The sequence below is a fragment of the Roseovarius sp. MMSF_3298 genome (assembly GCF_030733705.1).
Lineage (GTDB): Bacteria > Pseudomonadota > Alphaproteobacteria > Rhodobacterales > Rhodobacteraceae > Roseovarius > Roseovarius confluentis.
Window position 1 is genome coordinate 21,077 of sequence record NZ_JASHIN010000010.1, and the last position, 18,222, is coordinate 39,298.

Genomic DNA, 18,222 nt, shown 5'->3' on the forward strand with positions numbered 1-18,222 from the left:
GCAAAAAAAATGTTGCCGGGACTCACTTTTGTTTTAGGTACCGCCGGCTCGGGCAAGGCCGGGTTCGCGAAAACCCTCGTTACGGGCACGGGCCGCGGTCCCGTCTGCATCCTCACCGCACCCGCCGACGATCCCGCAGCTCAATCCAGCCTTGCAGGCCGCGAAACCGACTGGACCATCCTGCGCGCACCGCGCGATATCGGCCGCACGCTCGCCGGGATCAGCGGCGACTCCGCCGTCCTGCTGGACGCGCTGCCGCCGTGGCTCGACACCCTCATCGCCGACGGCAAGGACCCGGCCGAGGCCGAGGCGGAACTGATGGCCGGCCTCGCCCTCTGCGCCGCGCCCGTGATCGTGCTGAGCCACGAGCCAGCCCCGTCCGACCCGCCCGGCTCTTGCGCCGCGCTCTCCCGCCTGAACCTCAAGCTGGCCGCCAAGGCCGGCCTCGTGGTCAACGTCATCGCCGGCCTGCCCCAGGTGCTGAAAGGCGACCTGCCGTGAAAACCCGCCTTTTCTGGGTCCGGCATGGCCCCACCCACGCGAAAGGCCTCGTCGGCTGGGCCGATCTGCCCGCCGACCTCTCCGACACCGCGCGCATCGCCCGCCTTGACGCCCACCTGCCGAAACCGGCCATGCTCGACTCCTCCGACCTCAGCCGCGCCGCCGCCACTGCCGACACGCTGGCCCAACATCGCACGCGCCTGCCGCACGATCCCGCCCTACGGGAACTTCACTTCGGCGATTGGGACCTGCAATCCCCCGACGACATCGAGGACCAGGCCCGCTACCGGGCGTTCTGGGATCACCCCGGCGAGGTGCGCCCACCCTCCGGCGAAACTTGGCCCGAGCTTGTCGCCCGCGTGGACGCCGCCACCGACGCGCTCATCGCCACCCATCCCGGCGCCGACCTGGTGATCGTCGCCCATCTCGGCGTCATTCTCACCCAGCTTCAGCGCGCCCTCGACCTCACCGCGACCGAGGCGTTCTCCCACAACATCGCCCCCCTTTCGGTGACCGAATTGCACCACGTCCCCTCCGGCTGGCACGTCGAAGGCATCGATCACGCCCCGTGATGCACATGCGCACAAATGATCGCTTTGCCACATTCCCGGCCCGGCCTAACGTCGCGCCATGACATACGATCTCTTCATCGGCGATCGCACCTTTTCAAGCTGGTCCCTGCGCGGCTGGCTCATGCTCGAAAAGTTCGACCTGCCCCACCGCACCCATATGGTCGGGCTCTACGACGGCACCATGGCCGACGACCTCAAGGATCTCGTCCCGGCCCGCCTCGTCCCGGTGATGCGCGACGAGGGCGGCATCGTCATCTTCGACAGCCTCGCCATGGCCGAAACCCTGGCCGAACGTCACCCCGACGCCGGTCTCTGGCCCGCCGACCCCGCCGCCCGCGCCCTCGCCCGCTCGATCACCGCGGAAATGCATTCCGGCTTTTCCGCCCTGCGCGCCGACTGCTCGATGCAGCTTCGGCATCAATGGCAAGGCTTCACGCCGTCCGACGCCGTCAATGCCGACCTCGCCCGCATCGAAACCCTGTGGTCCCTCGCCCACAGCCGCCACGGCGCAGACGGCCCTTGGCTCTTCGGGCGCTTCAGCCTCGCCGATGCCTTCTACGCCCCTGTCGCCGCCCGCATCGCGGGCTACGCCCTGCCCGTGGGCAAAACCGCGCAAGCCTATGTCGACACCACCCTCGCCGACACATCCTTCCGCCAATGGCGCGCGCTCGGGCTCACCAAGTCCTACGACCCTGTCCCCTATGACCAGCCGCTCGACCACACCACATGGCCCGGCCCCCGTACCGCCCCGGCCCGTCCCGTCGCCGATGGCACGCCCGAAAACACCGCCTGCCCCTATTCCGGCAAGGCCCCCACGCACCTCATGGAAACCGGCGGCCGCATTTTCGGCTTCTGCAACGCCACCTGCCGCGACAAGACCGTCGCCGACCCCGACGCCTGGCCCGCCTTCACCGCAATGCGCGACGGAACCGCCTGAAAGCACCCTCTTTTTCTTGCCAAAAATACTCAAATCCCGACCGTGCCTCACGCACGCCGTCGGGGCTGCGTTAACCATTCCTAAACCACTTGCGCGCTATCCGTTAATCATTCTCACGGAACGGAGTCCCCCATGGTCGCCCGCGCCTACACCGTCGCCTTCGAGGGCGTCGAGGCCCGCCAGGTCGAGGTGCAATGCGCCGTCACCCCCGGCGTCCCGGCCTTCTCGCTCGTGGGCCTGCCCGACAAGGCCGTGTCCGAGGCGCGCGACCGCGTGCGTACGGCGCTCTCGTCGATGGCCATCGCCCTGCCCTCCAAGCGCATCACCATCAACCTGTCGCCCGCCGACATGCCCAAGGAAGGCAGCCATTTCGACCTGCCCATCGCCCTCGCCCTGCTCGCCGCGCTGGAAATCATCCCCCCCGACGCCGTCGAGTGCACCTGCAGCCTCGGGGAACTCTCTCTCGACGGCTCCCTCATCCCCGTCATCGGCGCTCTCCCCGCAGCCATGGCCGCGGCCGAGGAAGACCGCACGCTTCTCTGCCCAAAGGGCTCGGGGGCCGAGGCCGCCTGGGTCGGCGCCACGCAGGTCATCGGTGCCGCCACCCTCGCCGACGTGGTCCGCCATTACACCGGCCAGTCTCCCCTGCCCCCGGCGGAACCGGGCGAGGTCACGGCAGACGCCTCCGGCCGCGACCTGCGCGACGTCAAGGGACAGGAACGCGCCAAGCGCGCACTCGAAATCGCCGCCGCCGGGCGGCATCACCTGATGATGGTCGGCACGCCCGGCTCCGGCAAATCCATGCTGGCGGCCCGCCTGCCCGGCATCCTGCCGCCCCTCACCGCGCCCGAGGCGCTGGAAACCTCCATGATCCATTCCCTCGCCGGGCTGCTGACCGAGGGCGGCATCAACCGCACGCGCCCCTTCCGCGAGCCGCACCACACAGCCTCCATGGCCGCCATCGTCGGCGGCGGTCGGCGGGCGGGTCCGGGCGAGATCAGCCTTGCCCATAACGGCGTGCTCTTCATGGACGAGTTTCCGGAATACCCCCGCGCGGTCCTTGAGACCCTGCGCCAGCCCATCGAGACGGGCGAGGTCGTCGTCGCCCGCGCCAACGCCCATGTCCGCTACCCCTGCCGCTTCCTGCTGGTGGCTGCCGCCAACCCCTGCAAATGCGGCTACCTCCCCGACCCGGCCCGCGCCTGCGCCCGCGTGCCCCAATGCGGCGAGGATTACATGTCCCGCATTTCCGGCCCCCTGATGGACCGCTTCGACCTGCGCATCGAGGTTCCCCCGGTCAGCTTCACCGACCTTGACCTGCCCCCCTCCGGCGACAGCTCAGCCCAGATGGCCGAGCGGGTCGCCACGGCAAGGGCGGTACAACAATCCCGCTTTGCCGACCACGCCGACATGCGCCTCAATGCCGATGCCGAAGGCGAGGCCCTGGAAGAGATCGCGACCCCCGACACCGAAGGCCGCGACCTTCTGAACACCGTGGCAGAACGCATGGGGCTCTCGGCGCGCGGCTATCACCGCGTCCTGCGCGTCGCCCGCACCATCGCCGATCTCGACGGCTCAACCGACGTGCTTCGCCCCCACGTGGCCGAGGCCGTCAGCTACCGCCTTATGTCGATGAAAGAGACCTGATCCAGTCTCCCAGATCCGCCAGGGTCTCGCGCCCCTCGGGCAGCAGGTTGTGAAACAGCGGCCAGACATGCGGCAGGTCGTGCTCCACCACCTCCGTCACGTCCACGCCTGCCGCCCGCAAATGCGCCGCCATTCGAAGCGTGTCGTCGCGCAGCACCTCGGTATCCCCCACCCCGATCCAGACCGGCGCCGCGCCCTCGAAATCGGCGAAAAGCGGCGAGACGCGCACGTCTTTCGGGTCCGTGTCCCCAAGATACCATTCGCACATTTCCTCGGCCCGCTCGATCGGCAGCACCGCTTCGCTTTCGGCATTCTCACGGATGCTGTCACCCGAAAACGTCAAATCCGTCACCGGCGACAGGGCGATGCAGCCCCTGGGCTGCGTCAGGCCCTCCCGCGTGATCTCCGCCAGCACCGCCAGCGCCAGGCATCCCCCCGCGCTGTCGCCCGCCAGCACCACCCCGCCGGGCCGGTCCATCACCGCGCGATACGCCGCCATGCAATCGTCGAACGCACCGGGAAAAGGCGTCTCCGGCGCCAGCCTGTACTGCACCAAAGCTGCCGGCGCCCGCGCCTCGCGCGACAACACCGCCAGCATCTTGCGATAGACCCGAGGACTGCCGAATACGAAGCCACCCCCATGGAAGTAGAGGATCAATGGCCCGTCCTCGCGCCCCGTGCCCAGCGCCCATGTCCACAGCACCGGCACCTCGCCCAACTCGTCCTCGGCCACAGAGGTGCCGCGCGGCGCATGGAACAGGACCTTTGCCTTGGTCTCGAAGGAACTGCGCGCCTTGGCGACCGTGGCCTTGCGCAGGTGCGGCTTCTCGGTCAGCCGCAGCCACCGGTTCAGCAGTGGCCGCATCACGCTCATGCGCGTTTCGCCTCGATCGCGTCCCAGATCGTCCCGGCCACGTTGGTCCCGTCGAACCGCTCCAACTCCTGGATACCGGTGGGCGAGGTCACGTTGATCTCGGTCAGGTACTGCCCGATCACGTCGATACCCACGAAAATCTGCCCAGCTTCGCGCAGCCGCGGGCCTATGATCGAACAAATCTCCCGGTCGCGATCGCTCAAGCTGACCTTCTCGGGTCGCCCGCCCACATGCATGTTCGACCGCACCTCGCCCTTGCCGGGCAGACGGTTGATCGCGCCCACGGGCTCTCCATCCACCAGGATCACGCGCTTGTCGCCGTCCTTGATCTCGGGCAGGTATTTCTGAACGATAAGCGGCTCGCGGCTGAACCCGGTGAACATCTCGTGCAGGCTTGAAAGGTTCCGGTCGCTCTCGGGCAGGTGAAACACCCCCGCGCCGCCATTGCCGTAAAGCGGCTTCAGGATCACGTCGCCATGCTCGGCCTTGAAGGCGCGGATCGTGCCCAGGTCGCGGGCAATCGCCGTGGGCGGCATCAACTCCGGGAAGTCTAGGATCAACAGCTTCTCGGGAAAGTTCCGCACCCAGAACGGGTCGTTCACCACCAGCGTCGTGTCCTTCACCCGCTCCAACAGATGCGTGGTCGTGATGTAGAACATGTCGAACGGCGGATCCTGGCGCAGCCAGACAACGTCGAACTCCGACAGGTCCGCAACCCGCTCCTCGCCCAGGCTGAAATGATCGCCCTTCACCCGCTGCACCGTCAGCGGCCAGCCCCGCGCGGTGATCCGCCCCCGGTCATAGGCCAGCTTGTCGGGCGTGTAATAGAACAGCTCGTGGCCCCGCGCCTGCGCTTCTTCGGCCAGGCGAAAGCTGCTGTCCCCGTCAATGTCGATCCCGTCGATCGGATCCATCTGAAAGGCGATTTTCATGGGCCATCCCCGTCTTGTGCTGCCCTCTACATGGGCCAAGCACCGACAGGGATCAATTCAGAAATGCCCGAACGCGTTTTCCATAACCGTCACGATACCTTGCCCGTCCATGACCGCGAGGTCAAAGCGCACCTCGCTAAGCTGCCCATCAGGCGTCTGCCCAAGATATTCGGACGCCGCCACGTGAATGCGCTGCATCTGGGCCGGGCGCAGCAGCGCCATCGCGCCTTCGACCGTATCCGACGCCTTCACCTCGCAGAACACGTAAACGCCGTTTTCGAGAAAAATCAGGTCGATCTCACCCCCCTGTCCGCGCCAACGGGTTTCCAACAGGTCGGCGCCACGACGGTCATAGTCCAGCGCGACCGATTTCTCGGCGGACGCCCCCTTCTGATAGGCGCGTTGCCCGCGTTCCCTGCGCCTGCGCAGGATGGTGTCGCATGTCATTCCGGTCTTCCTTACTTCATCTCACCCCGGCATCTCACACCAAAACATCTAATTTTTTCCTAACCGCTCAATTCCAGCGCCCGCTGATACACGACCCGCCGTTTCAGCCCCAGCCGCGCCGCCACCGTATCGGCCGCATCCCGCACGCTCAGCGTTTCCAGCGCCGCGCTCAGGGCCACATCCAGATCCTCCGCACTGCCTACCTCTGCCGCTCCGCGTTCGATCACCACGACGATCTCGCCCTTGACCGGTTGTGCTTGCAGGCGTTCGGCCAGCTCCTTCAGCGTGCCACGCAGCACCTCTTCGAATTTCTTCGTAAGTTCCCGGCACACCGCCGCCTGCCGTTCCTCGCCCAGCACCTCGGCCGCGTCGCGCAGCATCGCCGCCACCCGCTTGGGCGATTCGTAAAACACCAGCGTGCCGGGCACGCCCGCCACCTCCCGAAGTGCGGATTTCCGCTTGGATCCGCCCGACGGCAGGAAGCCCGCGAAAAAGAACCTGTCGGTCGGCAATCCCGCCACGGTCAGCGCCGTCACGACCGCCGACGGCCCCGGCGCCGAGATCAGCGCATGCCCCTCCGCCACCGCCGCGCGGGCCAGGTCATAGCCCGGATCGGCCACCATCGGCGTGCCCGCCTCGGACGCGTAAACCACTGATTTGCCGCTCTCCAGCGCCGCCATCAGGCGCGGGCGGGCGCGGTCGCCATTGTGGTCGTGATAGGACACGAGCGGTCTGTCGTTCAGCTTGAGACCGTGAATTTCCATCAGTCGCCGCAGGCTGCGCGTGTCCTCCGCCGCCAGCACATCGGCATCTGCAAGGATGTCGAGCGTGCGCAGCGTGATGTCCCGCGCCGCCCCGATCGGGGTCGCCACCAGGTACAGCCCGGGCGCAAGGCTCTGCTTGTCGGGATTCATCACTGGACCCGCCTCTCTGGACGTCTATTATCGTGACCAACTGCGCCGTCCACCCGGACCGCGCGAAAGAAGGAGTTCGTACCCTGATGTTTGCCGTTTTCGATGCCGTCCGCAAGCCGTTCCACCGACTTGCCCTCTTGGCCACGTTCCTGCTGCTCGCCGCCTGCGACGCCGGCATACCGGTGGTCGGTGGCAATAGCGGCCAGCGGATCGACCCGGGCGCCGCCGTGCCGGTCGCCCTGCTGGTGCCGCACGGCGCGGCAAACCCGAACGAACAGCGCCTTGCGCGCGACCTGGAAAACGCCGCCCGCATGGCCGTGGCGGACCTTTCCGGCGTCAATATCGACCTGCGCGTCTACGGCACTGCCGGCAATGCGGGCAAGGCCCAGCAGGCGGCGCTCAATGCCGCCGCCGACGGTGCCAAGATCATCGTGGGCCCCCTGCACGCCGAATCCGCCAACGCCGTCGCCGTCGCAATGGCGCCCAAGAACATCAACGTGCTGGCCTTCTCCAACAACCCCACCATCGCGGGCGGCAATCTGCTGGTCCTCGGCCAGACTTTCCAGGATACCGCCAATCGCCTGACCGGCTATGCCGTCAGCCAGGGCAAGCGCCGCATCTTGACTGTGCATTCGCGCAACCTCGCCGGGGAACTGGGCCGCGACGCCATCGCCCAGGCCATTCGCGCCAACGGCGCGACATCGGCCGGCGTGGTGAACTACGAATTCTCGCAAGGCGGTGTCGTCGGCGCCATCCCGGCGATCAAGGATAACGCCCAGACCAACAGCGCCGACGCGATCTTCCTGACGGCCAATTCCGCCGGCGCGCTGCCACTCTTTTCTCAGATGCTGCCCGAGGCGGGCCTGTCCCCGGCCGAGATGCAGTATATCGGCCTTGCCCGCTGGGACGAGCCGGCGCAGACCCGCACGCTGCCGGGCGTTCAGGGCGGCTGGTTCGCCATTCCCGACCCGCAGCGCGCCAACCAGTTCAAATCGCGCTTCCAGGCGGCCAACGGCAACCCGCCGCATGATCTTGCCGGTCTCAGCTACGACGCCATCGCCGCCATCGGGGCGCTGACCAGCTCCGGCCGGGCCGATGCCCTGTCGCGCTCCCGCCTGACGCAATCGTCCGGCTTCCAGGGCGTCAACGGCATCTTCCGCTTCCTGCCCAACGGTACGACCCAGCGCGGCCTTGCGGTGGCCACCATCCGCAACCAGCAGGTCGTGGTGCTGTCGCCCGCCCCCGCCAGCTTCGGTCGCGCGGGTCTCTGATCCCGCGCCGCCGACCCATGCCATGAAGGACACGCTGACGCCGCCGGACGCGCTGATCTGTCCGGCCGAGGTCATTTTCGACCAGGACGCCGTGCAGGCGCGCATCGACGCCGTGCGCGAGGCCGACCCGTCGGATACCGTCGCCCTGCGCCGCGAGACGATGACCGCGACGCGCGAGGCCATGACGGCGGGCTACGCCGCCATTGCCGAGGCGCTTCTGCAGACGCCCTTCGCCGCACGCGAGGCGACGCGCGCCTACACCTGGCTCACCGACTGCGCCGTGATGACCGCCCTGCAAGTGGCCAGCCGCTACCTGCACCCCCTGCCCAACCCCACCGAATCCGAGCGCCTGACGGTCTTTGCCGTTGGCGGCTATGGCCGGGGGGAAATGGCGCCTTTCTCGGATGTCGACCTGCTGTTTCTCACGCCCTACAAGATGACCGCCTGGGCCGAGAGCGTGATCGAAAGCACGCTCTACATGCTGTGGGACCTCAAGCTGAAAGTCGGGCACGCCAGCCGCACGATCCGCGAATGCATCCGCCTCGGGACGGACGATTTCACGATCCGCACCACGCTGCTGGAAAAGCGCCTGCTTTACGGCGACGACAGGCTGGCGGGCGATCTCGACCACCGCCTGCGCAACGATCTCTTCAAGGGCACCGAACGCGAATTCGTCGAAGCCAAACTGGAAGAACGCGACGCCCGTCACGAAAAGCAGGGCGAACGCTACATGGTCGAGCCCAACGTCAAGGAGGGCAAGGGCGGTCTGCGCGACCTGCAATCGCTGTTCTGGATTTCCAAGTACCTCTACCACGTCGACAAGGTGTCCGACCTCGTGGACCACGGCCTTTTCATGGAAGACGAGTTCGAAACCTTCCTCAAGGCCGAGACCTTTCTCTGGGCCACCCGATGCCACCTTCACCTCGTCACCAACCGCGCGACCGAGCAACTGACCTTCGACCTTCAGGTCGAAGTGGCCGAGCGCATGGGCTACAAGGACCGCGCCGGGCGCCGCGCGGTCGAGGTGTTCATGCAGGAGTATTTCCGCCACGCCACCGCCGTCGGCGACCTCACCCGCATCTTCCTGACCAAGCTGGAAGCGGCGCATGTGAAATCCGAGCCTCTGCTGCAACGCCTTTTCACCCGCAAGCGCAAGCTCAAGGACGGCTACAAGGAAGTCCACGGGAGGCTGGCCATTGTAGACGAGAAAGACTTCCTGTCGGACCCGCTCAACCTCTTGCGCGTGTTCGAGGAAGGCCTGCGCACCGGGCTGCTGATCCACCCCGACGCGATGCGGCTTGTCACCGCCAATCTCGACCTCATCACCGAAAGCTTCCGCGAAAGCCCCGAGGCCCGCAAACTGTTCCTCGGGCTGCTGCTGAAGCACGGCAACCCCGAACGGGCGCTGCGCCGGATGAACGAGCTTGGCGTGCTGTCGGCCATCATCCCCGAATTCGAGCCGATCAGGGCCATGATGCAGTTCAACATGTATCACAGCTACACGGTGGACGAGCACACCATCCAGTGCGTCAGCCAGCTCTCCAAGATCGAGCGCAAGGAGTTGACCGAGGACCTGCCGATCGCGTCCTCGATCCTCGATGCCGGCGTGAACCGCAAGGTGCTTTACGTCGCCATGCTCTTGCACGACATCGGCAAGGGCCGGGACGAGGATCACTCGATCCTCGGCGCCCGCATCGCCCGCCGCGTCGCCCCCCGGCTGGGGTTGAAACCCAAGGAGGTCGACACGGTCGAATGGCTGGTGCGCTATCACCTGCTGATGTCCGACATGGCCCAGAAGCGCGACATCGCCGACCCGCGCACCGTGCGCGACTTCGCCAAGGCTGTGCAGACCCGCGAACGGCTCGATCTTCTTTGCGTGCTGACCGTCTGCGACATTCGCGGCGTCGGGCCGAACACGTGGAACAACTGGAAGGCCTCGCTCATCCGCGCGCTCTACCGCCAGACGCGCCGCGCCATGGAAGGCGGGCTCGAGGCGCTCAACCGCGAACAGCGCGGCACCGACGCCAAGCGCAATCTGCGCGAGGCCCTCACCGACTGGGACGCAAAGGACCTCAAGACCGAGCTGGAGCGCCACTACCCGCCCTACTGGCAGGGCCTGCACGTCACCGCGCACGAAGATTTCGCCCTCCTGCTGCGCGACATTTCCGAGAACGAGATGCGCATTCAGCTCACCCCCGACGAGGACCGCGACGCCACGCGCGTCTGCTTTGCGCTGGCCGACCACCCCGGCATCTTCAGCCGCATGTGCGGCGCGCTGGCGCTGGTGGGCGCCAACGTGGTGGACGCGCGCACCTATACCACCAAGGACGGCTATGCCACCGCCGCCTTCTGGATCCAGGACGCCGACGGCAGCCCCTACGAGGCCGACCGACTGCCGCGCCTGACCCAGATGATCCGCAAAACCCTCGGGGGCGAGGTCATCACCGGCGACGCGATGCAATCGCGCGACAAGATCAAGAAACGCGAACGCGCCTTCCGTGTGCCCACCCACATCACCTTCGACAACGAAGGCTCGGAAATCTACACGATCATCGAGGTCGACACCCGCGACCGCCCCGGCCTGCTGTTCGACCTGACGCGCACGCTTTCCAATGGCAACGTCTACATCAACTCGGCGGTGATCGCGACCTATGGTGAACAGGTGGTCGACACGTTCTACGTCAAGGACATGTTCGGCCTGAAATTCTATTCCCCCGCCAAGCAGCGGGCGCTGGAACGCAAGTTGCGCGAGGCGATTTCGGACGGCGTCGAACAGGCGATCCGCTGAAAACGGGCGTGAAAGTGTAGCCCCCGGCATTGAATAGGTTGCCACGAATGGCGGTTGTGCGGGACAGAGCAAACGGTTGTTCGTTGTTGCCGCGCCTCGACGGGCCGCGGCGCGGCGTTCCAACGATGGTTCTGCTGCACTTTATCCCCGCGAACTCCGCAAAACCTCCGAACGGCGCAACCAGCCTCACCAAATCGCCGTGCCGGTGGAGCGGCCCGTCGCGCCGAAGGCACGCATAAAAAGTGACGCGCCTCTGGCGCGATGCGCGGCGGTGCAGCAAGCTGCACCTTGATCCCGCGCGGGGCGCTGCCTTCGACCGTCCGCCATGCGGGACGAAGCGGACTTTCTCTGCGACGACGCCAACGCATGCTTCGGGTTGCCATCTCCCCGAAAGCGTCTGAACGGTGAGCGCCGGTCGACTTGTTGAGCCCTCGACTTCATTTCTGGCAATTTGGCGTTTTTATTCATATCCTGCGCCTATTCTCAGGAGACATTTCATGGCCCAGTTCTCCGTCAACACCCATCGCCTCGACCCCTACAAGAACTTCAAGTTTCGTGTGAAGTGGGACGGCCGTTTCGTTGCGGGCATCAGCAAGGTCAGTGCGCTCAAACGCTCGACCGAGGTTCTCAGTCTCCGCGAAGGCGGCGCCCTCAGCCGCCCCCTCCGCTCTCCTGGCAAAACCGCTTATGAACCCATCACCATGGAACGCGGCATCACGCACGACACCGCGTTCGAGGATTGGGCCAATCAGGTCTTCAGCCTGCAAGGTGATGCGGCAGTCTCGCTCAAGAACATGCGCAAGGATATCCAGGTCGAGCTCTACAATCTCTCCGGACAGCTCGTTATTCGCTACAACGTTTTCCGCGCTTGGGTATCGGACTACGAGGCACTCCCCGAGTTGGACAGCCAAGGCGAGGCCATGGCCGCGATCGAACGCATAACCCTGCAACATGAAGGGTGGGAGCGTGACAGGGACGTCACTGAACCGACCGAGACCTGAGGCCGCGGCGACTGAGCGGCGAGGGCTCGGTCCGGTCCTTCGTCGCAAGCTGCCTGAAGGTCGCCAATGCGGACGGAGCTGCCGTTCATGACGGAGGCGAGCGTCAGCCCCTGGGGTGGCGATCCGACGGCAATTCTGAAGCCCTTTATGCCTGCCAAATACATCCTCGGAATGATCGTTGCGCCCAGCCTCAGCCAAATCGCCAGCCCAAGGGAGGGGCTGACGATGGCCGGGCCGCTTCGCGGCTGTTAACCGGCTGGTGACTCGATACTAATGTCTCGCAAAGGGCTCGCAGCGGTCATCGCGCTTCAACTCCACCGCAGGTTCCTGCAGGCCCCATTTCCTGCGCAGGAAATGGCCGTGAAAATACGTATTTTCACGCCCGGAATTTCCGAAAATTCCGGCACGCGCCCGCATCACCTCTCCGGCGACAAATCCACCCGCTCGCCCCGTCGCGGCGGGTCGATCTGCGCGCCGGTGACTGTCCGGGCAAAGTCGTGGCCCGCATGCACCGCCGCCGCGATGGTGCCCGGGCAATAACAATCCCCGATCTGCGTCACCGCCCTGATCCCCGCCGCATCCCAGTCGGCCTCGTGCTCCTTCAGATTGGTCCAAAGCGCATCATTCGGCACCCGCGACGTCACCGGCACCAGCGTCGCGCAGGGGATCTGCCGCCGGGCGTCGGAATAGACACAAGCCAGTTCCAGCGTGCTGCTATCTCCCTCCGCCACCTTGTGCAGCGGAATGATCGTGACCCCCAGCCCGATCAACCGCGCCTGGATGCGCTCTTGCTCCAGAGTGTTCGTCGTCCACGGCGCTACCACCGCTTCGGGCGTCACGAACACCACCTCGCGCCCGGTCTGCACGGCCAGCTCGGCCAGCACGTTGCCAAAGTAATACCCGTCATCGTCATAGATCACGATCGGCCCCGATCCATCATCCTGCTCCAGCCCGCCCTGCATCGCGCTTTCGGGCGACAGCACCGGCAATGCCCCGAATGCCGCGACCGGCAGGCGGTGCGTGCGCCCCACCCCGTCCAGCCGCCAGCTGGCCCCGGTGGCCAGCACCACCTGCCCGATCCCGTAGTCCAGGATCTCCGACGCGCTCAGCCGGCTTTGCAGGTAGAGATCGGCCGCATCCTTCTGCTGCAACTGCCACAGCCGCCAGTCGCGCACCCGGCCCCATTCCGCCAGCCCCGGCAAGGCGCTTTCGATGGCCACGCGCCCGCCCCAGGCGTCACTGGCTTCCGCCAGCACAACCTCGTGCCCCGCCGCGACCAGCCCGCGCGCCGCCTCCATGCCCGCAGGCCCGCCACCCACGATCAGGAACCGCTCCGACGCAGCCTTGTCCCTGGTCATCACCTCCGGATGCCAGCCGCGCCGCCACTCCTCGCCCACCGTCGGGTTCTGGGTGCAGCGCATCGGCATCAGCAACTGATCCCCCGACACGCAGATATTGCACCCGATACACTCGCGGATTTCCTCCAGCCGCCCATCCTTGATCTTGTTCGGCAGGAACGGGTCGGCAATCGACGGTCGCGCCGCGCCAATCAGGTCCAGATGCCCCGACTTGACCAGCCGCACCATCGTGTCGGGCGAGGTATACCGCCCCACCCCCACCACCGGCTTCGTCGTCACGGATTTCACAAAGGCCGTGTAAGACTCCTGGTACCCTTCCTTTGCAAACCGCGACGTCTGGCTGTCATTCGACCAGTCCGAGATGTTCACGTCCCACAGGTCCGGCTCCTCGGCCAGCGCCTCAACGATGTCGCGCCCCTCGACCTCGTGGCGCAGCCCGTCCGCGCCCATCAACTCGTCCACCGCCAGCCGCACGGCAATGGCGCAACTGTCGCCCACCGCCTCCTTGGTATCGGCCAGCACCTCACGGAACAGCCGCAGCCGGTTCTCGAAACTGCCGCCATATTCATCCGTCCGGTGATTGTGCCGCGCCAGCAGGAAATGCTGCAGCAGGGTCATGTCATGCCCGGCATAGACATAGACGATGTCGAAGCCCGCCCGCCTGGCCCGCTTCGCCGCGTCCACATGCCAGCCCCGAAACGCCTTGATGTCGGCCTTGTCCATCGCGCGCGCCTGCCATGGATCGCCCCAGTCACTGGGCGTGGGCGAAGGCGCCAGCATCGGCTGCCGCGCATAGCGCCCGGTGGCATGAAACCCGTTATGCGCCAGCTGGATCGCCGCAAGGCTGCCATGCGCCTGCACGGCTTCGGCCATCAGCTGCAGCGCCGGAATGTCCCCGTCATCCCACAGCCGCCCCTCGTTGGCCGGCGTCAGGTCGGAACTGGGATGGATCTCTGTTTCCTGGGTCGAGACCACGCCCCAGCCCCCTTCCGCCTTCACGCCGCGATGCGCCGCCTCGGCCTGCGGATAGCGAAAGCCCATGCCAGTGCAATGCGGCACCTGGTAGAACCGGTTGCGCGTGGTCTTGGGCCCGATCCGCACGGGCTCGAACAGGATGTCATAGGGCGAGGTCGTCATCGGGGGCACCTTCCGATCCGGGTGGGGTTGCCCGACGCTACCACCCTCGTCGCGGGGCGCCAGACCTCAATATGCGACAAACGCACCGCGCGGTGGCCTCAGGAAGTCGCGTGGCACGACGCGCGAAAATTCCACCGTCGCAAAACCACCCGAATACCGACGCGATACCGACGTCCGAAATCGGCGGAAACAGGACCGTTAATACCCGATTCGGCCGACAGGCACGCATTCCCACACTTCCCCCGCCCCCGGCAATCGGCTAATGCTCTTGAAAACAAGGCAGACGCAGGCACCGCACATGAAACCCATCCGCCTTCTCTCCGGCGTCCTGACCGTGGGCGTCTGGACCCTGGCCAGCCGGATCCTGGGCTTCGTGCGCGACGTCATCATCGCCAACCTCATCGGCCCCGGCGTGCTGATGGATGCCTATGTCGCCGCTTTCCGCCTGCCCAACATGTTCCGCCGCTTCTTTGCAGAGGGCGCGTTCAACGCCGCCTTCGTGCCGATGTTTTCCAAGCGGCTCGAGGCCGACGAAGACCCCATCGGCTTTGCCCGGCTGGCGCTCTCCGGCCTCAGTTTCGTCCTGCTGATCCTGACCGCGCTGGCGATGATCTTCATGCCCGCGCTGGTCTATGCCACGGCCGAGGGCTACTACGGCGATCCGCGCTTCGACATCACTGTCGACTACGCGCGCATCACCTTTCCCTACATCTTCTTCATCTCGCTCGCAGCCCTGTTTTCCGGGGTTCTCAACGCCGCCGGGCGCTTCGCCGCCGCCGCCGCCGCGCCGGTCATCCTGAACGTGCTCTTGGTCGGCGCCATGATGATCACGTGGTACGTGGGCGGCCCCGTCGCCGACGCGCTGATCTGGACGATCCCCTTCGCCGGCGTGGCGCAACTGGCGCTTGTCTGGATCGCCGCCGACCGTGCGGGCATGGCGATACGCCCCACCCGCCCCCGCTGGACGCGCGAGATGTCCAAGCTGGTGCGCGTCGCCGTGCCGGCCGCTCTTGCGGGCGGCGTGGTGCAGATTAACCTGGTGGTGGGTCAGCTCGTCGCCTCCAACACCGAAAGCGCCGTCAGCTGGCTCTACGCCGCCGACCGCCTCTACCAGTTGCCACTGGGTGTCGTCGGCATCGCCGTCGGCATCGTCCTGCTGCCCGACCTGTCGCGGCGCCTGAAAGCCGAGGATCACGAGGGCGCCCGCCACGCCTATTCCCGCGCCGCCGAGATCTCATTGGCGCTGACCGTGCCCTGCGCCGTGGCGCTGATGGTGATCCCCCTGCCGCTGGTGTCGGTCCTGTTCGAGCGCGGCAAGTTCGATGCCGACGACACCGCCGCAACGGCGCTCGCGGTGATGATCTACGGTCTCGGCCTGCCCGCCTTCGTGCTGCAAAAGGTCCTGCAACCCGTGTTTTTCGCTAGATCGGACACGAAGAAACCGTTCCACTACGCCCTTGTGGCCATGGTGGTGAACGCCGCGCTGGCCGTGGGGCTGGCGCAAGTCGTCGGCTGGTGGGCCGCCGCCATCGCCGCCACGGCGGCCGGCTGGGCCATGGTCTGGCTTCTGCTGCGCGGCGCACGCGGCTATGGCGAGGTGGCAAGCTTCGACGACCGCTTCCGCCGCCGCATCTGGCGCATCCTGCTGACGTCGGTCCTCCTCGGCGTGATCCTGTGGGGCCTGCAAGTGCTGATGACACCGTTCTTCGGCCTGGGCGGCTGGCGTTGGCTGGCACTTCTGGTGCTGATCGGGCTCGGCAGTGTCAGCTATTTCGGCCTCGGCCAGCTTCTGGGCGCGTTCCGCCTGTCGGAATTTCGTGCCGCGGTGCGCCGCTAGCGCACGTCGCGCAAAAGTGGGCACCGGGTTTGCGCTCCTCGGACGTGCGTTATCAAAAGGTTGGAGCGCGGCGCGTGAATGCAAATGAACGCGACACGCTCTAACGCCGCTGCAACTTCTCGCGCAGCCGCGCCATGCCGCCGGGGACCAGCACGAAGGACAGAAAGAACCCACCGACGAAGCCGCCGATATCGGCCACCCATGTGAAATTGTTGCCATAGAGCAGCCCGAAGATCAGCTGCAGCCCCAGCAGAACGCCGATCATCACGAAAGCCCGCATCTGGTTTTCGCCGATCGCCCCCAATTGCAGCCAGACAAGGCAGGTAAAGCCCCCGATCAGGCCATAGACGCCGGGGAAACCCCCTATTAACCCCGGCCCGTCAGGATAGATCAGGCCAAAGACCAGCGCGCCGAAGATGGATGAGACGAAAAATAAAATCGCCACCGCCCACCCGGCCATGCGCTCGGCCACGAATTTGCCGATGGCCAGCGTCATCACAATGGCGAAAACCGCCTGAAGAAGGCTGGCGTGAACGAACGGATAAGTGACGAAGCGGATAAGATAATCAATCCTTAACTGACCGGTCTCCAGCATCCAGGTCATCGCCCGGTTGGAAAACCCGAATTGCTGGATGGTCGAGATTCGCCAGCCGATGGCCTCGGGCCCACCGGCGAGGCCACGTGCGCCCAACTGGAACACCGCCTCGGCTGCGGCCATGGCGGCCACGATGACCAGCACCAGCGGCGGGATCGGGTTGACCGGGCTGTCGCCGGGACCTGTGGCTCGGGGATCGGACATCGGTGTGGCCTCCTTGACGGCTGTTGGCCGCAGCAGTAAGCGAGGCGGACACGAATTTCCAGACGGAGTCCGCCATGGCCGAGGCCAGCTTCACCCCCCGCGTCTTCTCGGGCATCCAGCCGTCCGGCAACCTGCATCTGGGCAATTACCTCGGTGCGCTGAAACGCTTTGCCGACAGCCAGAACAGCGGGGTCGAGTCGATCTTCTGCATGGTCGACATGCACGCCATCACCGTCTGGCAGGACCCCGAGGCCCTGCGCCGCGCCACCCGCGAACTGACCGCGGGCTTCATCGCCTCTGGCGTCGATCCGGCGCGGTCGGTCCTCTTCAACCAAAGCCAGGTCTCGGCCCATGCCGAACTGGCCTGGATCTTCAACTGCGTCGCCCGCATGGGCTGGATGAAGCGGATGACCCAGTGGAAGGACAAGGCCGGCAAGAACCAGGAAAACGCCTCGCTTGGCCTTTTCGCCTACCCCGCGCTGATGGCCGCCGACATCCTGGCCTACCACGCCACGCATGTGCCTGTGGGCGAGGATCAGAAGCAGCACCTGGAACTGACGCGCGACATCGCGATCAAGTTCAACAACGATTTCGAGGTCGATTTCTTCCCCATCACCGAGCCGGTGATCGAGGGGGCAGCCACCCGCGTCATGAGCCTGCGCGACGGGTCCAAGAAGATGTCGAAGTCCGATCCGTCCGATATGTCCCGGATCAACCTCACGGACGATGCCGACACGATTTCCAAGAAGATCCGCAAGGCCAAGACCGATCCCGAGCCGCTGCCCTCGGACGCCGAAGGGCTGGAGGACCGCCCCGAGGCCCGCAACCTGGTGAACATCTACGCGGCGCTCAACGACCAGAGCGTCGATGGCGTGATGCGCGACGTGGGCGGGCAGCAGTTCGGCACGTTCAAGCCCGCGCTGGCCGAGCTGGCGGTGGAAAAGCTGGCGCCGATTTCCCAAGAGATGGCCCGCCTGATGCAGGACACCGCCGAGATCGACCGCATCCTGTCGGACGGCGCCGGAAAGGCCCGCGAGATCGCCGCGCCGATCCTCAAACGCACCAAGGACATCGTCGGCATGGTCGGCGCCTGACCCGATTGAGTGGCTTCGCCACGCTCGATTGAAGGGCATGAGGGGCGCTGCGCCTCAAACACCCCGGAGTATTTGCGGCAAGAAAAGCGTCTGCATTTTCGCACGATCTCTGC

At 66.0% G+C, this 18,222-nt stretch carries 16 protein-coding genes; 10 read left to right on the forward strand and 6 right to left on the reverse strand.

Annotated elements, in window-relative coordinates:
- The first annotated feature begins 9 nt into the window (after window positions 1-9).
- The 4 genes from RBB18_RS10695 (at window position 10) to RBB18_RS10710 (ending at window position 3,657) form a co-directional block, all read left to right on the forward strand.
- The gene (locus RBB18_RS10695; RefSeq protein WP_274593876.1) at window positions 10-501 is read left to right on the forward strand and encodes a bifunctional adenosylcobinamide kinase/adenosylcobinamide-phosphate guanylyltransferase; all 492 of its coding nucleotides are present in this window, start codon (window positions 10-12) and stop codon (window positions 499-501) included.
- Window positions 498-1,073 carry a histidine phosphatase family protein gene (locus RBB18_RS10700; RefSeq protein WP_306111384.1) on the forward strand — a complete coding sequence of 192 codons (576 nt, stop codon included), beginning with the start codon at window positions 498-500 and terminating at the stop codon, window positions 1,071-1,073. Before RBB18_RS10695 ends, RBB18_RS10700 begins: the two co-directional genes overlap by 4 nt.
- A 58-nt stretch (window positions 1,074-1,131) precedes the next feature.
- Window positions 1,132-2,010 carry a glutathione S-transferase gene (locus tag RBB18_RS10705; protein WP_274593874.1) on the forward strand — a complete coding sequence of 293 codons (879 nt, stop codon included), beginning with the start codon at window positions 1,132-1,134 and terminating at the stop codon, window positions 2,008-2,010.
- 132 nt (window positions 2,011-2,142) lie between these two features.
- Window positions 2,143-3,657, forward strand: coding sequence for a YifB family Mg chelatase-like AAA ATPase (locus RBB18_RS10710; protein WP_306111385.1), 1,515 nt, complete (start codon window positions 2,143-2,145; stop codon window positions 3,655-3,657).
- Here the strand turns inward: RBB18_RS10710 and RBB18_RS10715 are convergent.
- Genes RBB18_RS10715 through rsmI form a run of 4 tightly spaced genes read right to left on the reverse strand, consistent with a single transcriptional unit; the run spans window position 3,635 to window position 6,824 of the window.
- Window positions 3,635-4,531, reverse strand: a complete 897-nt coding sequence (locus tag RBB18_RS10715) for an alpha/beta hydrolase (RefSeq protein ID WP_306111386.1) — start codon at window positions 4,529-4,531, stop codon at window positions 3,635-3,637. The genes RBB18_RS10710 and RBB18_RS10715 overlap by 23 nt on opposite strands.
- Complete coding sequence (gshB, locus tag RBB18_RS10720; RefSeq protein WP_103763734.1) at window positions 4,528-5,463, reverse strand: glutathione synthase; 936 nt, start codon at window positions 5,461-5,463, stop codon at window positions 4,528-4,530. The genes RBB18_RS10715 and gshB overlap by 4 nt, the downstream gene beginning before the upstream one ends.
- Before the next feature lie 57 nt (window positions 5,464-5,520).
- The gene (locus RBB18_RS10725; protein WP_103763735.1) at window positions 5,521-5,910 is read right to left on the reverse strand and encodes a YraN family protein; all 390 of its coding nucleotides are present in this window, start codon (window positions 5,908-5,910) and stop codon (window positions 5,521-5,523) included.
- 59 nt (window positions 5,911-5,969) lie between these two features.
- Window positions 5,970-6,824, reverse strand: coding sequence for a 16S rRNA (cytidine(1402)-2'-O)-methyltransferase (gene rsmI, locus RBB18_RS10730; protein WP_103763874.1), 855 nt, complete (start codon window positions 6,822-6,824; stop codon window positions 5,970-5,972).
- 86 nt (window positions 6,825-6,910) lie between these two features.
- Between rsmI and RBB18_RS10735 the strand changes: the two genes are divergently transcribed.
- From RBB18_RS10735 to RBB18_RS10750, 4 genes are all read left to right on the forward strand, one after another.
- Window positions 6,911-8,095: a penicillin-binding protein activator gene (locus RBB18_RS10735; RefSeq protein ID WP_103763736.1), complete on the forward strand. Its 1,185-nt coding sequence runs from the start codon at window positions 6,911-6,913 to the stop codon at window positions 8,093-8,095.
- A gap of 22 nt (window positions 8,096-8,117) precedes the next feature.
- A complete protein-coding gene (locus RBB18_RS10740) occupies window positions 8,118-10,883 on the forward strand; it encodes a [protein-PII] uridylyltransferase (protein ID WP_103763737.1) in 2,766 nt (921 codons plus the stop codon).
- Window positions 10,884-11,380: 497 nt separating this feature from the next.
- Window positions 11,381-11,884, forward strand: a complete 504-nt coding sequence (locus RBB18_RS10745) for a phage tail protein (RefSeq protein ID WP_306111387.1) — start codon at window positions 11,381-11,383, stop codon at window positions 11,882-11,884.
- An 87-nt stretch (window positions 11,885-11,971) separates the two neighbouring features.
- Complete coding sequence (locus RBB18_RS10750; RefSeq protein WP_306111388.1) at window positions 11,972-12,136, forward strand: hypothetical protein; 165 nt, start codon at window positions 11,972-11,974, stop codon at window positions 12,134-12,136.
- Window positions 12,137-12,300: 164 nt separating this feature from the next.
- Here the strand turns inward: RBB18_RS10750 and RBB18_RS10755 are convergent, their stop codons facing one another.
- Window positions 12,301-14,379 (reverse strand): FAD-dependent oxidoreductase, encoded by a 2,079-nt coding sequence (locus RBB18_RS10755; RefSeq protein ID WP_306111389.1) that lies wholly within the window; start codon window positions 14,377-14,379, stop codon window positions 12,301-12,303.
- Window positions 14,380-14,677: 298 nt separating this feature from the next.
- Here RBB18_RS10755 and murJ point away from each other — a divergent pair, with 298 nt between their 5' ends.
- Window positions 14,678-16,216: a murein biosynthesis integral membrane protein MurJ gene (gene murJ / locus RBB18_RS10760; RefSeq protein ID WP_306111390.1), complete on the forward strand. Its 1,539-nt coding sequence runs from the start codon at window positions 14,678-14,680 to the stop codon at window positions 16,214-16,216.
- 100 nt (window positions 16,217-16,316) lie between these two features.
- On the opposite strand, the gene RBB18_RS10765 is transcribed toward murJ, so the two are convergent.
- The gene (locus RBB18_RS10765) at window positions 16,317-17,015 is read right to left on the reverse strand and encodes a rhomboid family intramembrane serine protease (protein WP_306111391.1); all 699 of its coding nucleotides are present in this window, start codon (window positions 17,013-17,015) and stop codon (window positions 16,317-16,319) included.
- Between the two features lie 74 nt (window positions 17,016-17,089).
- On the opposite strand from RBB18_RS10765, the gene trpS reads away from it, so the two are divergent.
- On the forward strand, window positions 17,090-18,109 hold the full coding sequence (gene trpS / locus RBB18_RS10770; protein ID WP_274593864.1) for a tryptophan--tRNA ligase: 1,020 nt from the start codon (window positions 17,090-17,092) through the stop codon (window positions 18,107-18,109).
- The last annotated feature ends 113 nt before the right edge of the window (window positions 18,110-18,222 follow it).

What these genes read in the sequence shown, in the direction of transcription:
- RBB18_RS10740 (WP_103763737.1), top strand. Translation starts at nt 8,118, where the DNA reads ATGAAGGACACGCTGACGCCGCCGGACGCGCTGATCTGTCCGGCCGAG.
- RBB18_RS10725 (WP_103763735.1), bottom strand. Translation starts at nt 5,910, where the DNA reads ATGACATGCGACACCATCCTGCGCAGGCGCAGGGAACGCGGGCAACGC.
- trpS (WP_274593864.1), top strand. Translation starts at nt 17,090, where the DNA reads ATGGCCGAGGCCAGCTTCACCCCCCGCGTCTTCTCGGGCATCCAGCCG.
- RBB18_RS10710 (WP_306111385.1), top strand. Translation starts at nt 2,143, where the DNA reads ATGGTCGCCCGCGCCTACACCGTCGCCTTCGAGGGCGTCGAGGCCCGC.
- murJ (WP_306111390.1), top strand. Translation starts at nt 14,678, where the DNA reads ATGAAACCCATCCGCCTTCTCTCCGGCGTCCTGACCGTGGGCGTCTGG.
- RBB18_RS10750 (WP_306111388.1), top strand. Translation starts at nt 11,972, where the DNA reads ATGACGGAGGCGAGCGTCAGCCCCTGGGGTGGCGATCCGACGGCAATT.
- RBB18_RS10695 (WP_274593876.1), top strand. Translation starts at nt 10, where the DNA reads ATGTTGCCGGGACTCACTTTTGTTTTAGGTACCGCCGGCTCGGGCAAG.
- rsmI (WP_103763874.1), bottom strand. Translation starts at nt 6,824, where the DNA reads ATGAATCCCGACAAGCAGAGCCTTGCGCCCGGGCTGTACCTGGTGGCG.
- gshB (WP_103763734.1), bottom strand. Translation starts at nt 5,463, where the DNA reads ATGAAAATCGCCTTTCAGATGGATCCGATCGACGGGATCGACATTGAC.
- RBB18_RS10705 (WP_274593874.1), top strand. Translation starts at nt 1,132, where the DNA reads ATGACATACGATCTCTTCATCGGCGATCGCACCTTTTCAAGCTGGTCC.
- RBB18_RS10735 (WP_103763736.1), top strand. Translation starts at nt 6,911, where the DNA reads ATGTTTGCCGTTTTCGATGCCGTCCGCAAGCCGTTCCACCGACTTGCC.
- RBB18_RS10715 (WP_306111386.1), bottom strand. Translation starts at nt 4,531, where the DNA reads ATGAGCGTGATGCGGCCACTGCTGAACCGGTGGCTGCGGCTGACCGAG.
- RBB18_RS10765 (WP_306111391.1), bottom strand. Translation starts at nt 17,015, where the DNA reads ATGTCCGATCCCCGAGCCACAGGTCCCGGCGACAGCCCGGTCAACCCG.
- RBB18_RS10745 (WP_306111387.1), top strand. Translation starts at nt 11,381, where the DNA reads ATGGCCCAGTTCTCCGTCAACACCCATCGCCTCGACCCCTACAAGAAC.
- RBB18_RS10755 (WP_306111389.1), bottom strand. Translation starts at nt 14,379, where the DNA reads ATGACGACCTCGCCCTATGACATCCTGTTCGAGCCCGTGCGGATCGGG.